General features: G+C 31.3%; 12 protein-coding genes. All 12 read right to left on the reverse strand.

Going from position 1 to position 18,080, the window contains the following annotated elements; genetic code table 11:
• Positions 1-23 precede the first annotated feature (23 nt).
• Positions 24-1,025, reverse strand: coding sequence for an inorganic phosphate transporter (locus L1S47_RS05340; protein WP_238882436.1), 1,002 nt, complete (start codon positions 1,023-1,025; stop codon positions 24-26).
• On the reverse strand, positions 1,018-1,641 hold the full coding sequence (locus tag L1S47_RS05345; protein ID WP_238882437.1) for a DUF47 domain-containing protein: 624 nt from the start codon (positions 1,639-1,641) through the stop codon (positions 1,018-1,020). The genes L1S47_RS05340 and L1S47_RS05345 overlap by 8 nt, the downstream gene beginning before the upstream one ends.
• 332 nt (positions 1,642-1,973) lie before the next feature.
• On the reverse strand, positions 1,974-5,480 hold the full coding sequence (nifJ, locus tag L1S47_RS05350; protein WP_238882438.1) for a pyruvate:ferredoxin (flavodoxin) oxidoreductase: 3,507 nt from the start codon (positions 5,478-5,480) through the stop codon (positions 1,974-1,976).
• An 88-nt stretch (positions 5,481-5,568) separates the two neighbouring features.
• Positions 5,569-5,994, reverse strand: a complete 426-nt coding sequence (locus L1S47_RS05355; protein WP_202767861.1) for a flavodoxin — start codon at positions 5,992-5,994, stop codon at positions 5,569-5,571.
• A gap of 284 nt (positions 5,995-6,278) precedes the next feature.
• Complete coding sequence (locus tag L1S47_RS05360; protein WP_238882506.1) at positions 6,279-7,331, reverse strand: undecaprenyldiphospho-muramoylpentapeptide beta-N-acetylglucosaminyltransferase; 1,053 nt, start codon at positions 7,329-7,331, stop codon at positions 6,279-6,281.
• Between the two features lie 120 nt (positions 7,332-7,451).
• On the reverse strand, positions 7,452-9,224 hold the full coding sequence (gene recJ, locus L1S47_RS05365) for a single-stranded-DNA-specific exonuclease RecJ (RefSeq protein WP_238882439.1): 1,773 nt from the start codon (positions 9,222-9,224) through the stop codon (positions 7,452-7,454).
• Positions 9,225-9,233: 9 nt separating this feature from the next.
• On the reverse strand, positions 9,234-10,442 hold the full coding sequence (locus tag L1S47_RS05370; protein WP_238882440.1) for a pitrilysin family protein: 1,209 nt from the start codon (positions 10,440-10,442) through the stop codon (positions 9,234-9,236).
• Positions 10,443-10,568: 126 nt separating this feature from the next.
• Positions 10,569-11,129 (reverse strand): DJ-1 family glyoxalase III, encoded by a 561-nt coding sequence (locus L1S47_RS05375; RefSeq protein WP_238882441.1) that lies wholly within the window; start codon positions 11,127-11,129, stop codon positions 10,569-10,571.
• 13 nt (positions 11,130-11,142) lie between these two features.
• On the reverse strand, positions 11,143-14,049 hold the full coding sequence (locus tag L1S47_RS05380; protein WP_238882442.1) for a DNA topoisomerase IV subunit A: 2,907 nt from the start codon (positions 14,047-14,049) through the stop codon (positions 11,143-11,145).
• A 16-nt stretch (positions 14,050-14,065) separates the two neighbouring features.
• Complete coding sequence (locus L1S47_RS05385; protein ID WP_238882507.1) at positions 14,066-16,015, reverse strand: DNA topoisomerase IV subunit B; 1,950 nt, start codon at positions 16,013-16,015, stop codon at positions 14,066-14,068.
• 273 nt (positions 16,016-16,288) lie between these two features.
• Complete coding sequence (locus tag L1S47_RS05390) at positions 16,289-17,677, reverse strand: glycosyltransferase family 2 protein (RefSeq protein WP_238882443.1); 1,389 nt, start codon at positions 17,675-17,677, stop codon at positions 16,289-16,291.
• A gap of 109 nt (positions 17,678-17,786) precedes the next feature.
• Entirely contained in the window at positions 17,787-18,071 is a 285-nt protein-coding gene (locus L1S47_RS05395; protein WP_238882444.1) for a DUF1294 domain-containing protein, read from the reverse strand.
• Between the last annotated feature and the right edge of the window lie 9 nt (positions 18,072-18,080).

Raw genomic sequence — 18,080 nt, forward strand, 5'->3', positions numbered from 1 at the left:
TCGGTTATCCGAGTTTTTTTACTTTATATTAACCTAGTTACTATTATGGAAATAATTCCACCAACTATTGCACAACATGGTATTGTTAATACCCAAGTTGATACTATATTTTTAGCAACTCCCCATCTTACTGCTGAAAATCTTTTTGATGCTGATACTCCCATTATAGCTGTAGAAACTATATGAGTAGTACTAACTGGTGCATCTAACATAGTAGCTGTAAATATAACCGCAGAACTTGATAAATCAGCTGCAAAACCTGAAGCTGGCGTTAGCTTTGCCATACCACTTCCCATAGTTTTTATAATCTTCCAACCACCTATTGATGTTCCTAATGCCATGGCAGCTGCACATGCAATTTTTACCCATAAAGGTACATGGAATGTTTCTATATATCCTCCGCTAACTAAAGCTAGAGAAATTATACCCATAGACTTTTGTGCATCATTACTTCCATGATTAAAAGCTAGAAAAGCTGCTGAGAATACTTGTGCCTTTAGGAATCCTTTTGTTGCTTTCATTGGCTTCGCTTTTCTAAATACCCAATTAATTAACGTCATTATTATAAATCCGACTATAAATCCGATTACTGGAGATAAGAATAGCCATAAAACAACTTTCTTAAGAAATGTAGGCCAATTTATTATATGTACTGTTCCTGAGAATGCTATTGCTGCTCCGATAAGGCCTCCAATTAATGCATGGGATGAACTACTTGGAATTCCAAAATACCAAGTTATCAAATTCCATAGTATAGCTGCAATTACGGCTGCTAATACTACTTTTTCTGGTGCTCCTCCTGAGAAAACTATTCCTCCACCAATTGTAGTTGCTACCTTTGTACTTATTAAGGCTCCAGTAAAATTTAAGCATGCTGACATTAGTATCGCCTTTTGAGGAGATAATGCTCTAGTAGTAACCGAACTTGCGATAGCATTAGCTGTATCATGAAACCCGTTTATAAAATCAAATGCTAATGCAAGGATAACTATAATACTGGTAATTACTAATGCTGAATTAAACATGTTTCATTACAACTCCTTCAACTAAGTTAGCTAAAGTTTCGCAAGAATCTAAAGTTTTCTCTAATTTTTCATAAAGGTCTTTCCATACTATTATTTCTATTTCTCTTACATCTGTAGTAAATAATTCTCTCATAGCTTCTCTATAAGCGAAATCTCCTTCTGTTTCTAGAAGATTAATTTCCACAATTGATTGTTTAGTATTATTATTCTTTTTAAAATCTTTAAGCGCTATAAATAAGTCTTGTAATTTGGCTGCACTTTTATCAATTAATTCAATCATTTTCAAACTTTTTTCTCTACTAGTTTTGATATTATACATTAGATATCTTCCGGCTAAATCTTCAATATTATCTATTACATCATCTAGCCTATTTGTAATCACTAAAATATCCTCTCTATCTAAAGGTGTAATGAAATTATTATTTAATTCCTCGAATATCTTATGAGCAAGATCATCACCTTTGTGTTCAATATCTTTTAGTTTCAAACTTCTTTCTTCTAAAGTATTTGTATCTTTTGCGAAACTTACTAGTTCCTTTGATGCCTCCTGAATTAATTCTGAAAAGTCGATAAATAAATCAAAGAACTTATCGTTTTTAGGTGAAAAGTTAAACATAATACCAATCCTTCCTTTTAATTATCACATACTCATAAATAATAACACTCCAATGTTAAGTTTATATTAAGAAAGTTAATATTTCTATATTAAAGTTATGAAAATGTAAAAAAGATAAAATTTTTTAAATTTAATTATAGTTTAACATATGTAAATATTTACTTTTTAACTTTTTGTTATTATATTGTAGTCTGACTAACAATAATTTAATTTGCATTAACGAATTTTTGGTCATTATAACCTAAATTTTACCTTAATGTGCTTATTTTTTATAATAAAGTTAACAAAAAAAAAGAGATGGAATAAATCCATCTCTTTTAATTTACTTATGATTATTGGTTAGCTAATTTCTTGTAACCTTCTAATCTTTCCATTGCATCTTTGTAAGTCTTTTCAAATAATGCATCTGCAGCTTCTGGGAATGCCTTAGCAAGTGAAGAGTATCTAACTTCTCCCATTAAGAATTCTTTAAAGTCTGCTGTTGGTTCTTTAGAATCTAATGTGAATGGGTTCTTTCCTTGTTCTTTTACTAATGGATTGTATCTGTACATTGACCAGTATCCACAAGCAGTTGCTCTCTTAGCTTCTTCTTGGCTGTTACCCATTCCTATTTTTAATCCATGGTTGATACATGGTGCATAACCTATGATTAATGATGGTCCCTTATAAGCTTCTGCTTCAGCAATAGCTTTAAGAACTTGGTTCTTATCAGCTCCCATGTTAACTTGAGCTACATATACATAACCATATGTCATAGCCATCATTCCAAGGTCTTTCTTCTTAGTCTTCTTACCACTTGCAGCAAATTTAGCTATTGCAGCAGTTGGTGTAGATTTTGAAGATTGTCCACCTGTGTTTGAGTAAACTTCTGTATCAAATACAAATATATTTACATCTTCTCCTGAAGCAAGTACGTGGTCAACTCCACCGTATCCGATATCGTATGCCCATCCGTCTCCTCCGAAGATCCATTGAGATCTCTTAACGAAGTAGTCTTTTTCAGCTAATATTTCTTTAGCAGCTTCAGTACCAGATTTTTCTAGAGCAGCAATTAATATTTCAGCTCTATCTCTTGTTCCAGCACCTTCGTTCATATTATCTAACCAATCTTGTAATTCAGCTTTTGCTGGATCTCCTGCAGCTATTGCAGCTTGAGCTCTTTCAGCTATTCTATCTCTTATAGCCTTAACTCCTAAGAACATACCTAATCCATATTCAGCATTATCTTCGAATAATGAATTTGCCCATGCTGGACCTTGTCCTTTATGGTTAACAGTATAAGGAGTTGAAGGAGCAGATCCTCCCCAAATTGAAGAACATCCTGTAGCATTAGATATCATCATTCTATCACCAAATAATTGAGTTATAAGCTTAGCATATGGAGTCTCTCCACAACCTGCACAAGCACCTGAGAACTCAAGTAATGGTTGTTCAAATTGGCTACCTTTTAATGTTAATTTATTCATTGGGTTAGCTTTTGGAGCTACCTTTTCAGTTACATAATCCCAGTTTGGAAGCTCAACATGTTGAGATTCTTGTGGTTTCATGATTAATGCTTTTCCTGGAGCTGGACATACTTGAGCACAGTTTCCACAACCTGAACAATCTAATGGACTTACTGCCATAGTGTAGCTTAGTGGTTCTTCTGTCTTTAATGCCTTAGCTGGAACTAATTTTAATCCTTCTGGTGCTGCTGCTTTTTCAGCATCTGTTAATAAGAATGGTCTTATTACAGCATGAGGACATACAAATGAACATTGATTACATTGGATACATTTATCAGCTTGCCATTCAGGAACATTTACTGCTATTCCTCTCTTTTCGAAAGCTGCAGTACCTTGTTCGAATGTACCATCTTCCATTCCTACAAATGTTGAAACTGGAAGTGAATCTCCTTCTAATCTGTTCATTGGTATAACTATATTCTTAACGAAGTCTGATTTCTTTTTAGAATCAACAACTTCTTCATCTACAGCTGTTTTCCAAGCTTCTGGTATCTTAATTTCTACCATTGATTCGATACCTCTATCGATAGCTGCGTTGTTCATGTTAACAACTTTTTCACCCTTCTTACCATAAGAAGTTACAACAGCATCTTTTAGGTATTTAACTGCATCTTCAACTGGGATAATGTTAGCTAGCTTGAAGAAAGCTGATTGCATTATCATGTTGATTCTTCCACCAAGACCTATTTCTTGAGCTATTCCTACAGCATTTAAAGTATAGAACTTAATGTTGTTGTTAGCAATAAATCTCTTATATGATGCAGGTAATTTTTCTTCTAACTCTTCTGGAGTCCAGATAGTGTTTAGTAAGAAAGTTGAACCTGGTTTTAATCCATCAAGTACATTGTACTTATGAACATAAGATTGGTTAGAACATGAAACAAAGTCAGCTTTGTTTATTAAATATGGTGATTTAATAGCTTTCTTACCAAATCTTAAGTGAGATACTGTAATTCCACCTGATTTCTTTGAATCATAGAAGAAGTATCCTTGAGCATACATGTCTGTATGGTCTCCAATAATTTTGATTGCACTCTTGTTTGCTCCAACAGTACCATCTGATCCTAATCCCCAGAACTTACAAGCTGTGGTTCCAGCTGGAGTAGCATCTATATCTTGAGTAACTTCTAATGAAGTGTTTGTAACATCATCAACGATTCCAATTGTAAATCCATTTTTAGGTGCATCTTGTGCTAAATTAGCATAAACTGCAGCAATATGTCCTGGATTTGGATCTTTTGAACCTAAACCGAATCTTCCTCCTACAACTAATGGAGCATCAGCTTGTCCAAAGAATGCATTTCTTACATCTAAGTATAATGGTTCACCAGCAGATCCTGGTTCTTTTGTTCTATCTAATACAGCTATCTTCTTAACAGTAGATGGGATAGCTTTTAATAATCTTTCAATAGAGAATGGTCTAAATAATCTTACTTTTACAACACCGACTTTTTGTCCGTTTGCATTTAAGTAATCTACAGTTTCTTCACATACGTCTGTAGCAGAACCCATAGCAACTATTATTCTATCTGCATCTGGTGCACCATAGTAATCGAAGCAGTGATATTCTCTACCAGTTAATTTAGTGATTTCAGCCATGTAGCTTTCAACTGTTTCTGGTAATTCAGTATAAAATTTATTAACAGATTCTCTTTCTTGGAAGTAGATATCTGCATTTTGAGCTGTTCCTCTAGTTACTGGGTGATTTGGATTTAATGCTCTTTCTCTAAATGCTTTTATAGCATCCCAGTCAACTAACTTAGCTAATTCATCATATTCTAAAACTTCAATTTTTTGAATTTCATGAGAAGTTCTGAAACCATCGAAGAAGTTTAAGAATGGAATTCTTGTTTTAATAGCAGTTAAATGAGCTACTGCTGCTAAATCCATAACTTCTTGTACTGAGCCTTCAGCTAACATTGCAAAACCAGTTTGTCTTGCAGCCATAACATCTTGGTGATCACCGAATATGTTTAATGAAGATGTAGCTAATGCTCTAGCTGATACATGTAAAACTCCTGGTAACATTTCTCCAGCAATCTTATACATATTAGGTATCATTAATAATAAACCTTGTGATGCAGTATAAGTAGTTGTTAATGCTCCAGCTTGTAATGAACCATGAACTGCTCCAGCTGCTCCAGCCTCTGATTGCATTTCCATAACTCTTACAGGTTGTCCAAATATGTTCTTTCTTCCTTGAGCTACCCATTCATCAACATGTTCTGCCATTGGTGATGATGGTGTAATTGGATATATTGCAGTAACTTCAGTAAATGCATAAGATATATGAGCTGCTGCAGTATTACCATCCATAGTTTTCATTTTTCTCATTTTGTTGACCCCTCTTTCTAAATGGTAAAATGATTTATTTTATTATGATTCTAAAATTATTTTTTAGATTCATAGAAAAAACTTTTTTCTATTCGGCAAGTTTTCTACCGAATTCCTTTGCTAAATCTAATTCATCTTGATCTGGTGATTCTTTCACAGCAAGTTCTCCGATAACATCAAAGTCATAGTCTTTCATTCTGTTAGACCATTCTTGCATAAATGCGCCGTTATCCCATCCATATGAACCAAATAAAACAAGTTTCTTATTACCGTTAGGTAATAACTTAAATTCATTTACAAAAGGTTCCATTTCCTTTTGCTCTATTCTGTTGTTATCCATAGAAGGACTACCTAAAGCTACGCTATCTGCTTCTGTTATATCAGAAATTTTTGCATCTGCAACATGTTTTATCAACACCTCTGCTCCTGCTTCTTTAGCACCTTCAGTAATAGCATTGGCTAAAACTTCAACATTTCCGCCATTACTCCAATAAATGATACTCACTTTTTTCATATAAAGCACCTCGTTTTGTTAAATAATTAACAATTCGTTTGTTTAAGCTTATTTCCCACATGGAAACTCACAATACTAATTATATATCATGGAAAATATTTTGCAAGTTTCATATTAAAAGAAATATTAAGCGTTTATACTAGTCTAGCTTCATTTTACCAACCTTCTGCCTAAATTTCTACAAATTGCTCAATAATTTAACTTTATTTCATATTTTTAAAGGAATACTCGTTTTTCTTTAAATTTTCTCAATTTTTAGACAAATTAGCTAATTTGCCTTTCAATTACTTTTTCATATTATCCATAATTACATTTATTATTGCCTCTACACCATTGCTCATGCTGCTCTTTCTCATAGCATTCTTTAGAACAGTTCCCTCTTTTTTCAACCTCTGTATGGATTCAAAAAGAGTATCTTTATTTAAGTTTTCCTCTTCAAGCACTAAGCAAAATCCCTCTTTTTTAAAAGAATTAGCATTTAAGATTTGATCTCCCCTACTAGCTTTCTTTGATAGAGGTATTAATAACATAGGTTTTTGAAGTGATAAAAATTCAAATATGGAGTTAGAGCCAGCTCTTGAAACTACATAATCTGAGCTTTTCATTAGGTGTGATAGTTCATTAGATACATACTCAAATTGAGCATAACCTTCAATTTTATCTAATGACTTATCAAAGTTTCCTTTACCACATATATGAATAATATTGAACTCTTTTAATAATTCATCTAATTTTTCTCTTAGTGCATCATTAATAACTTTAGATCCTAAACTTCCACCCATTACCAAAATTATAGGTTTATTGGTCTTAAATCCAGCAATATTCTTTCCTTTAACAATATCTCCATTTATAATATCGTCTCTTATGGGAGAACCTGTAAGTACCCCCTTATTATTTTTCACATAATTTAAGCTTTCTGGAAATGTAACACATAGTTTATTACAAAATGGAGCACTTAATTTATTAGCAAGTCCTGGTGTAATATCGGACTCATGTGCAACAACAGGAATCTTTTTTATAGTTGCTGCCATTACAACTGGAACAGCAACAAATCCACCCTTAGAAAATACTACATTAGGTTTTTCTTTAGATAATATTTTTAATGCTTCAAACAATCCTTTAGCTACTTTGAAAGGATCTGAAAAGTTTTTAAAATCAAAATATCTTCTCAATTTACCAGAACTAATTGAATAATATTGTATTTTTTCCTTCTCAATTATCTCCTTTTCAATTCCATCTTTACTACCAATATACTTTATCTCAAAACCTTTTTGTTTAAGTTTTGGTACCAATGCAAGATTCGGAGTTACATGGCCAGCTGTTCCTCCACCCGTCATAATTATCTTATACAAAAAATCATCTCCCTTTGACTAACTAAACCTACATTATATTATATTTTTGCTTATGACTTTATAACAAAAGATATTCATATATATTTTTCTTGTATAGGTTAAACTCTACATTAATTTTATAGACTCAATTTTAATTTGAATTGATCTATTATCCTTGTATTCATTAATACTTGGATAATATACCACTGCACATTTAATATTACAAAAACTACTCTCTTCAATTTCTATAGCTTTTTCTTTTCCATATTTTCCAAATAGCATTTCTCTAAACTCTTCTCCAATATTAAATGCTATTCCGGAAATATTTTTGTTATTACCAAAACTAAAACTTACTCTAATTGAATTTTTATCTGCACCAATAAACCAAATTCGCTTAATAAAAATACCCTTTTCTCCAAAAAGAGGTTTAGGATTTCCTTTTCCAAATGGAGCTAGTTCCTCTAGCTCTTCTATAATTTCAAAACTTATTTTTTCAAATGATAATTTTGTATCTATTTTAATTTCAGGAACTAAGTCCTCCTCTGTTAATTTGCAATTCTCTAATAATTTTTCTCTAAGAAGTGGTAGATTTTCTTCTTTAATAGAAAGCCCAGCTGCCATTGGGTGACCCCCAAATTTTGAAATTATCTCTTTACACTTAGATAGTTCCTTATACATATCGTATTTTTCTATGCTTCTTCCTGACCCCTTAGGCATATCTTTTCCAGAAGTCATTATTATAGCTGGAACATTATATTTCTCTCTAACTCTTCCTGCTACTATTCCTGCAAGGCTTTCATGAATAGACGGTTCATATATGAGCATAACTTTATCATTCTCATACCCTCCATTTTTAATTTTATCGATTACCTTCTCTAAGCTTTCACTTGTCATCTCTTGTCTTTCTCTATTTAACTCTAGCAATCTTTTAGCTAATTCACTTGCCTCCACTTCATCTTTACACATTAATAACTCTAATGCCACATCTGCAGTTTCTAATCTTCCAGTAGCATTTATGCAGGGGCCTAGTATAAATCCCAAATGATATTCATTTATATTTTTATCCTTTAAATTATTAGCTTCAATTAACGCTTTTAATCCTAAATTATCTGTTTTATTTAATTTTTTAAGACCTTCCTTAACTATAATTCTATTTTCTCCTAGCAAATCCACTACGTCACAAACTGTGGCTATAGTTACAACTTCTATTAAATAATCCATTTTCTTTGACTCAATTCCTAATTCCATAGCTAGAGAACAAATAAATTTATATGCGATACCTGCTCCACATAGAACTTTGAAAGGATATCTACACTCCTTCTGTTTAGGATTTATAATTGCATCAGCTGGCGGAAGCTTTTCCTCATTTATCCCTTGTGAATTTTCTATGAAAGGTACATCGTGATGATCTGTCACTACTACTGTCATTCCTAGACTTTTCGCACAATCAATTTCTTCATATGCAGATATACCATTATCGCATGTAATAATAAATTCATATCCTTCCTCATGAAGTTTCTTTATTCTATCTAAATTCATTCCATATCCTTCATTTTCTCTGTGAGGAATATGATATGAAACTATTGCACCACATGCTTTTAACCCACTTAGCAATACATAAGTGGAACTTACCCCATCACAATCATAATCACCATATACGAGTATAGGAACTTTTTTTATAATTGCTTCTTTAATTAATTGCACGCCCTTATCCATATCTTTCATAAGAATTCCATCATGAAGATCCTTTAATTCCCCATATAAAAATTCATTTGCTTGATCCTTAGTACTTATTCCTCTATTTTCAAGAATGGTACCTATATATTCTGGTATTTCTAATTGCTCATAAAGAAAATTCTTCTTTTCTGAAGAGCTTCTCATTGTCCACTTATCGTTCATTATTTCTCCTTATTTCAATATTTGAATAGACGGTTCACTAATTACCTTCTTTGCAGTTTGATAAATTAATTGAACATCAATACTATTCAAAATATCTTTATAATTTAAGCATTCAATTCCTTTATTATACATTATTTCATTTGTAGTAACATACTTAGCAAGCTCTACTCCTCTTTCAAGCCAAAAATCTCTTTTTAATACAAGCCTTTTAATTAAAACGTCCAATTCCTCATTAGTTAAATTTCCCACCTTTTCAATGGATTCTTTTAATATAAAATCTATACTCTCTATAGTGTTACTAATCTTCTCTTTTGAAGTTGATGTATTTATCGCAAGAAGCCTTATTCCTTTTTCATTTTTAAATTCAGTCGAAATATCATACGCATAACCTTTTGCATTTCTTATCTCTTCGAATAACAACGAGCTTACCCCTTCTCCCAGCAGCATAGAATATAATCTTAAGGCCTCTGTTTCTAGTTCATTAAGCTCTTCTATATCAAAAATATATTGAATTTTAGCACCACTAAATCCACTTACTTCTTTTTCATAACGTCCGATTCTATTTTTCTCAGTTGGAATCTTAACTCTATTATATCTTTTCTCGTTTATATTAAAGTTTTTAAGCTCCTCTAATATTTCATGTTTTTCTAAAGATGAAACAATGGTAATTACACAATTCTCAGCTACATAATGTGTGTTATAAAAATCTTTTAGCTCTTTTATTGATATTGATTTAATTGATTTTTCATTGCCTATTATTGTTTCATTTATTCTTCTTTCCTTATATGAATTAGTAAACAATTCATCTTCACAATATTGAGAGAAATCTTCTTTCCATTCATTAGCTTCTTGTAGTATAACACTTATCTCTTCACTAAAACCAACTTCACTAAATGAAGGATTATTTATTATATCTGAAAACAATCTGAATCCTTTCACAAAATCATAGCTAGAGCATGTGCCATAATAAATTACATATGGATAATTAGTCATTGCATTATTAAATGCAAAAACCTCATCTAACTCAGCATTAATCTCTTTTTCACTTCTAGTCTTAGTCCCTTTAAAAACCATATGCTCTAGTGCATGAGCTACTCCCTTATTGAAACCTTCTTCACTATTAGCCCCCGCTTCAAACCCTATACAAAATGATGTCATTTCTCCATCTACTTTTCTATATAAAACTCTAACTCCATTATTTAGAATAATTTTTTCCATGATCTATTCTCCTAAGAAAGTAATTTACCTTATATTTTACCATCTTTAAATAATCTTTTAAATAAAAAGAGATTTAAAACAAGGTTATTTCCTCATTTTAAATCCCATAAAATATAAATTTCAATTCTAAAATAATTTATTATATAGCATTCCTTCTCTAAGGGAAGCTGCCTTTTCATTTTCTTCAAAATATTTTAGTATTTCATAAGAAAATTCTAAAGCTGTAGCTGGTCCTCTACTAGTTATTATATTTTCATCAATTACTACTAAATCGTCTTTAGGTATTGCATTATTATGATCTAATTGCCCTTCATAACCTGGATAACAAGTGCTTGATCTACCACTTAAAATTCCAGCCTTTGCAAGAACTATTGGCGCTGCACATATTGCTGCAACCAATTTACCAGTTGCAAAATAGTCTTTAACCAACTCTATAACTCTTACATCTGCTCTTAAGTTATCAGAACCTGGTTGACCTCCTGGCAAAATAATTCCATCATATTGATTTAACTCCCCATCCACAATACTTCTGTCACATTTGACTACAATACCATGAGAACCTGTTACTTCAGTATCTCCAAGTGCAACCATATCACAAACTACATCAGCTCTTCTTAATACATCAACCACCGTTAATGCTTCAATTTCTTCAAATCCTTCAGCTAACAGTATCATTGCTTTTTTCATTAAGATCACCCCTCTACTTGAAATTGACCTCCTTAACAAAGTCCTCAAATACAACAATCATAAGATTACTTCCCCTACCTGCTCTATTTTGAAGCTTAATGTCTTCTAAGACAATTTCTCGTTTCTCTTTTTTCTTAGATATAATTATTACCTTTTTAAGATAATTATAGCCACATTTCTCTCCATTTACAATTAAAGTTTGTAAACATTTGCCCATAATAACTTCATCTTCTTCTTTTAATGAGATTCCTGTAACTCCAGAAGCTACTTTGCCCATTACGCTTACACTAGAACCTTCAAATAATATTCCCATTGCTTTTTTAGTTACAATCAAAATATTGGGGTTATCTCCCATCTTTGAAACTGATACAACCCTATCACTTGAAGTTTTCAATTTATATCCTATAGTATTGTTATAATCTCCCTCAAAATCCTTAAGTGACGTTTTCTTTATTAAACCATTCTTAGTAAAGAAGTATATATATTCTTCTCCATAGTAATCATCAACTGAAATTATTTCAACAACCTCTTCACCTTGCTCAAATCCACTTACTATCTTATTAAGTTCGATTGAATCAATTTCCTCAACTATAGCACTCTTAAATTTAATTACTTTTCCTAAACTAGTAAAGATTAATACATCATCTAAGGAATTGGTTACACAGGACATCAATGAAGCTGGAATTTTTCCTTCTTTTATAACTTTTACTTGACCTTTTTTATCTAGACCAATTGTAAAATCTATAGGTTGATATTCTTCTACATATGTTGCATTTTTCACAAAATCTTCACTAGACAAAATACATAATGCTTGAGGATAAATATTTCTATCTGCATCTTCAAGTTTTGGCTCGCTCACAGTAAAAATTAATCCATTTTCACTTTCTATTTTTATATATCTCTCTATTCTTTCACTTTCAAAAAGATCTACTCTAAGTAGTCCATCTCCTTCTTTTAGCTTAAGAGCTTGAAGTTTCGTATATCCAGTAATGAATTTATCTACAGTACTCTTTTTAATACTGCCCTTAGTAGTTATAAATTGAAGCGAATAATTAGGTGTGAAATTATTAATTACTAATGCACCAACTATCTTTTCATTATCTAAGTTAAGACTTCTTAGGATCTCATCTGCTTTTATTCCTTTATCTTTCCACTTCATTTCTGGAATATCGTTAATTTTTATTTGATACATATATCCACTCTTAGTGAAAAGTTCAATTGATTCTCTAGTATTACCTGATAAAAGATAAGCTAAGGAATCTCCTTCTCTGTACTCTATATCTTCAGGATTAGAATTGCTTCTATTATAACTCTTTAGAGGAATTCTTTTAATAAAGCCTTCTTTTGATAAAGTAACAATGACATCCTCTACTACGATTAATTCTTCAATATTTATTTTTGCTTCACTTTCATCATGAATTATTTCAGTTCTTCTATCATTTCCATATTTATTAGATATTTCTGAAAGTTCTTCTTTAATTACTCTTAGAAGTTCTTTTTCCTCATTAAGTATCTTCTTTAATCTATTTATTTCCTTCTCTAATTCTTTATATTCTTTTTTAAATACATTAATTTCAAGACCTGTAAGCCTATATAACATAAGTTCTAATATAGCTTCAGCTTGAAGTTCAGTAAATCCAAATTTATTTATTATATTTATGGCAGCATCTTTCTTAGATTTAGAAGATCTTATAGTCGCAATAACTTCATCTAGAACATCAATTGCCTTAATAAATCCCTCTACTATATGGAATCTTCTTTCTGCAATTTCAAGTTCTCTTTTAGTTCTTTTTGTTACTATATCTTTTTGATGTTCAACATAATGTTTTATTATAGACTTTAGTCCTAATGTTTCTGGTTTTCCATTAGCTAGTGCTACCATATTAAAGCTAACATTACATTGTAGTTCTGTCTTTTTGAATAAATATTTCAATACCTTATCAGCCATATCTTCATCAGCAGATTTTTTAAGTTCTATAACAGCTCTTATTCCTGTTCTATCTGATTCATCTCTAATATCTGTAATGGCCTCTAATGCCTTAGCATGTCTTTTATCTCCTGTCATTTCTGATATTGCTTGAAGTAGTTTAGCTTTGTTTCTTCTATATGGGAATTCGGTTATTACAATACCCATTCTTCCATTTTCTAATTTTTCAATAGAGGTTTTTGCTCTTAACGCTACCTTACCTTCTCCAGTTTCATATGCAGATATTAATGTATCTTTTCCAATAATAACTCCACCGGTTGGTAAATCTGGCCCTTTTATAAATTTCATTAATTCTTTTGTAGTTATCTCATTATTATCTATATAAGCTAATGTTCCACCGATAACTTCTCTTAAATTATGTGGAGGAATATTAGTAGCAAGTCCAACCGCTATTCCAAATGTTCCATTAACTAAAAGATTAGGATATCTTGCTGGAAGAACCTTAGGCTCCATTTCACTATCAGAATAGTTAGGAACCATCTCTACAACTTCTTTTTCTATATCTCGAAGCATTTCCATTGCTATTGGAGAGAGTTTGGCTTCTGTATAACGCATAGCAGCTGCTCCATCTCCATCTATTGATCCCCAGTTTCCATGTCCATCAATAAGAGGTTCTCTTGTTGAAAAATCCTGCGCTAGTATTACCATAGCATCATAAACTGAAGAATCTCCATGGGGATGAAATTTACCTAAGATATCTCCGACAATTCTTGCTGATTTATAATAAGGTTTATCTGGGAATGCTTTTAATAAATAAGCACCATATAAAATTCTTCTATGAACTGGTTTTAATCCATCTCTTACATCAGGTAAAGCTCTTTCTTTAGCTACTTCTATGGCATAAGGAAGATAATTATCTGGCATGGCTTCTTCGATAGGTATCCTTATAATATTGTTATCTCTTGGTATATCATTTTTCTTTTTTGTTGCCATTATGTTCTAGTCCTCCTTAAAACTCACCATATTTATACATATAATGTTTTCTTGGTTCAACTATATCTCCCATTAGTAGTGAAACCATCTTTTCTGCTTTCGCGGCATCTTCTATAGTAACTTGGAATAAGGTTCTACTTTCAGGGTTTAATGTAGTATCCCATAATTGCTCTGGATTCATTTCACCTAATCCTTTATATCTTTGAATTAATGAGCCTTTACCTATTTCCTTCTTAACTTTCTCTAATTCATAATCAGAATAAGCATACTTATGAACTTCTCCATTTTTAGTATTCTTATAGACCTTATACAGAGGAGGCTGTGCTAGATATAAATGGCCATTTGCTATTAGTGGTCTCATATACCTATAAATGTAGGTCATCCATAGTGTTCTTATATGATAACCATCTACATCAGCATCACTTAGAATAATTATTTTGTCATATTTCATATCAGATTCCTTATAATTATCTAAAGTCCCTGTACCTATAGCTATATTAAACATTTTTAATTCTTCAGATGCTAATACATTTTCTAGCTTCTGCTTTTCAGTATTCATTATTTTACCTTTAGATGGCATTATTGTCTGGAATCTTCTATCTCTTGCTTGTTTTGCTGATCCTCCTGCAGAATCTCCCTCAACTACGATAAATTCATTAACCATTTTATCTTTTTGAGTACATACTGCAATTTTACCAGCTAATGGAGCTGTGCCTTTTCCTATTTTTTTCTTTTCTGCTTCATTAATTTTTTTGATCTTTTCTCTTCTTGCTGCCGCATCTAAAGCATTACTTATTATACTAGTTGCTAAAGTCTTATTGTCTTCTATCCATTCTGAAAGCTTAGTGTATGCTAAATCATTCATCATTGTATAAGCTTCATTATTGCCAAGTTTTGTTTTAGTTTGTCCCTCAAAAACAGGATTTGTTATTTTAATCCTAACAATAGCTGTCATTCCTTCTCTTAAGTCATCGCCTTCAAATTCCTTGTCTTTTTCTTTTATTAAATTCAATTTCTTTGCCCATTCCTTAAAAGCTCTTGTCATTCCAGTTTTAAATCCAGTTTCGTGAGTTCCAGCTTCTGTTGTAGGAATATTATTTACATAACTTGCAATATATTCAGTTGTTGAATCTGTGAATTGTATACATACCTCACCATACATATTTATGCCTTGAACACTTCTCTCACCTTCAAAAAGTATTGCTTCTGGATGAAGAGGGGTTTTACTTTCATTTAAGTACTCTATAAAATCAAGAAGTCCTCTCTCTGAATAATACTCTTTTACTATAACCTCTTCTTTTCTTTCATCCCTTAGTTCAAGTTTAATACCCTTGTTTTGGAATGCTAACTCCTGTAATCTTTCATCTATAATATCAACCTTAAAATCTGTTGTTGAAAAAACATCTGAATCTGGCATAAATGTAACTTTGGTACCAGTAACTTCTGTTTTGCCTTTAACTTGAAGAGCTGAAACAGCCGTACCTGGCATATCTTTTTTAAGTTCTTTATCAAAAGCATATTCAAATCTTTGAACATATACTTTTCCATTTTGAGAAACCTCAACTTCAAGCCATTTTGAAAGTGCATTTACTACTGCAGCACCTACTCCATGTAGTCCACCAGAGGTCTTATAATTAGCATTATCAAACTTACCTCCTGTATGTAATTCAGTAAATACCATTTCCACACCAGATTTTTTCTTTATTGGGTGTATTCCTGTTGGAACCCCTCTTCCATTATCAATTATTGTAACACTTTTATCTTTATTTAATATAACTGTAGCTTTATCTCCAAATCCATTTGAAATTTCATCTATTGCATTATCTAATATTTCCCACACACAATGGTGAAGTCCCTTACTTCCAGTAGAACCTATATACATCCCTGGTCTTACTCTTACTGGTTCTAACTTTTCAAGTGAAGTTAATGAATTTACATCATAACTTTGGTTATTTTTTTCTTCTATCATATTTTCCTCCATTACTCAAAGCCTTATAGAAGAATTACTATAAGTTTTTTAATACATTATATATATCGTATATACTTTCCTATATCATTAAAAAAATATACATAAACTTTCTACATTTGTCAAACATGTGTTCCGTTAGTTATTAATTGAAAAACAATAAAGTGACTCAAAAGCTCTTAATTACTACGGATAGCAATATTTCATCTTTCGAGTCACTTAAATATTATTTTATAGTGTTTTCTCTCATCAATTATATATTAAGCAAACTATTTACACATCATATATGCCTATTTGTCTAACGTGCTTTGTATGATTCCATTCCTTATTATTTTTTCTTAAGATTCCTTGAATAGTTATTGGTATCCAAGTTAATGTGTATATAGCATATAAAAGATATCTAAAGAAAATAAAGAATCCTTTTTTACCGAAAAATACATAAGCTAAAAGTAAAAATGTTAATGTATAAAGTGCATGAGTTCCAGTTATAATATATATGTTTTGAATATCTCCTAATAAAAGTGGATAAACAAATGAGTTCAATGAATATAATGCAAACAATACGAATAAACTATTAGTTATCTTCTTATCCTTAAGTATTACATATGGAGTAATTAAGAATTGTACAATTACAAACCCCTTCCATCCCCAATCACTAAAAAGATAACTTATTGAATATAAATGCACTCCTGTAGTATTTACTTGTATAAAGGTTATTAAAGCTGATATACCAAGTAATAATACTGTAAAGGGTTGAACTACATACAACGCGCAATCGAAAGCTCTAATATCCCTATCCTTAACAGCTTTTTTAAGAAGCTTAAAGAAAAATCTTGAAGCTACATCCGCAAAGCCCTGCATCCATCTTCTACGTTGTACCCATGACTGCTTTAAAGTTAAAGGCTTTTCATCATAAATTATTGCATCATGTGCCCAGCCTACTCTCTCTCCATTTAAAATAAGTTTGCAGCTGAATTCTAAATCTTCTGTTAAGCAGGTTGCTCCCCAACCAAGCTTCTTTAACATTTCTACATCTATTGCAAAACCAGTTCCACCTATTTGATTTGACAATCCAAGGTTTGTTCTTGCTAATTGATAAAGTCTATTTTGTGACCAGAAAGCAATTGAATATGCTGATGCAATCCATGAATCTTCAGGGTTCTTAGAGTCTAGATAACCTTGAACAACTTTATACCCATCATTCATTTTTGCATTAATTTCTTTCAAGAAATCTTTTGCAATTACGTTATCTGCATCAAATACTGAGATTGCATCATATTGTTCTTCCATCTTATATAATTTTGCAAACATCCATTCAAGAGCGTAACCTTTACCTCTTTTTTCCTTGTCATTTCTCTCAAAAACCTTAACTCCGTGTTTTCTTGATATTTGTGCTGTCTTGTCAGTACAGTTATCTGCAATAACAAAAATATCATATAACTCTTTAGGATAATCAAGTTTCTTTAAACTCTCTAATAAATTTCCTATTACCACTTCTTCATTATGAGCGGCAACGATTAAGGCATACTTTCTGTTTGCTTCATAATTTTTATTTTCTCTTTTTCTAAAAAATCCAAATAACGATATTATCAGATAATACGCAGTTATACTAAATACAAAAATTTGGAATACAGCTGTTGCAGCAAAAATGTAATTCCCCATTTTATCCACTCCTAAATAATATTTAAATCCTTAGTCTATTTTTCTATTCACACTAAGCAATTATAACTAAATTTATACGCTTTAATTAACGCACCTTTATTACTATATTTCAACTTAGTAAAAAAATCAAGTACAGTATTAGTTGAAATAGAATAATTATTGGCACTCCAATAACAAATTTTAAGTGTTTTGTTTTGTGTCTAAACACTTGCATTCCAAGAAAAACTCCAATACTTCCACCTAATAAGGCAAATAGAAATAAAGTTTTTTCTTTTGTTCTCCATTTATGTTTTCTTGCCGCATTTTTATCCTTATATACTATAAAAAATCCTAAAATATTTATAGCAATTAAGTAACCAATTACCAGTTCTCTCAAATTATTGATTCCTTTCATATATAACCT

Origin of the sequence: Clostridium sp. YIM B02551 (assembly GCF_022324735.1) — a bacterium.
Taxonomy (GTDB): domain Bacteria; phylum Bacillota; class Clostridia; order Clostridiales; family Clostridiaceae; genus Clostridium_T; species Clostridium_T paridis.

Excerpts from the sequence above, each read along its gene's own strand:
- L1S47_RS05390 (WP_238882443.1), bottom strand. The coding sequence starts at position 17,677 with ATGGGGAATTACATTTTTGCTGCAACAGCTGTATTCCAAATTTTTGTA.
- L1S47_RS05375 (WP_238882441.1), bottom strand. The coding sequence starts at position 11,129 with ATGAAAAAAGCAATGATACTGTTAGCTGAAGGATTTGAAGAAATTGAA.
- recJ (WP_238882439.1), bottom strand. The coding sequence starts at position 9,224 with ATGAACGATAAGTGGACAATGAGAAGCTCTTCAGAAAAGAAGAATTTT.
- L1S47_RS05355 (WP_202767861.1), bottom strand. The coding sequence starts at position 5,994 with ATGAAAAAAGTGAGTATCATTTATTGGAGTAATGGCGGAAATGTTGAA.
- L1S47_RS05380 (WP_238882442.1), bottom strand. The coding sequence starts at position 14,049 with ATGGCAACAAAAAAGAAAAATGATATACCAAGAGATAACAATATTATA.
- L1S47_RS05340 (WP_238882436.1), bottom strand. The coding sequence starts at position 1,025 with ATGTTTAATTCAGCATTAGTAATTACCAGTATTATAGTTATCCTTGCA.
- L1S47_RS05395 (WP_238882444.1), bottom strand. The coding sequence starts at position 18,071 with ATGAAAGGAATCAATAATTTGAGAGAACTGGTAATTGGTTACTTAATT.
- L1S47_RS05370 (WP_238882440.1), bottom strand. The coding sequence starts at position 10,442 with ATGGAAAAAATTATTCTAAATAATGGAGTTAGAGTTTTATATAGAAAA.
- L1S47_RS05345 (WP_238882437.1), bottom strand. The coding sequence starts at position 1,641 with ATGTTTAACTTTTCACCTAAAAACGATAAGTTCTTTGATTTATTTATC.
- nifJ (WP_238882438.1), bottom strand. The coding sequence starts at position 5,480 with ATGAGAAAAATGAAAACTATGGATGGTAATACTGCAGCAGCTCATATA.
- L1S47_RS05360 (WP_238882506.1), bottom strand. The coding sequence starts at position 7,331 with ATGACGGGTGGAGGAACAGCTGGCCATGTAACTCCGAATCTTGCATTG.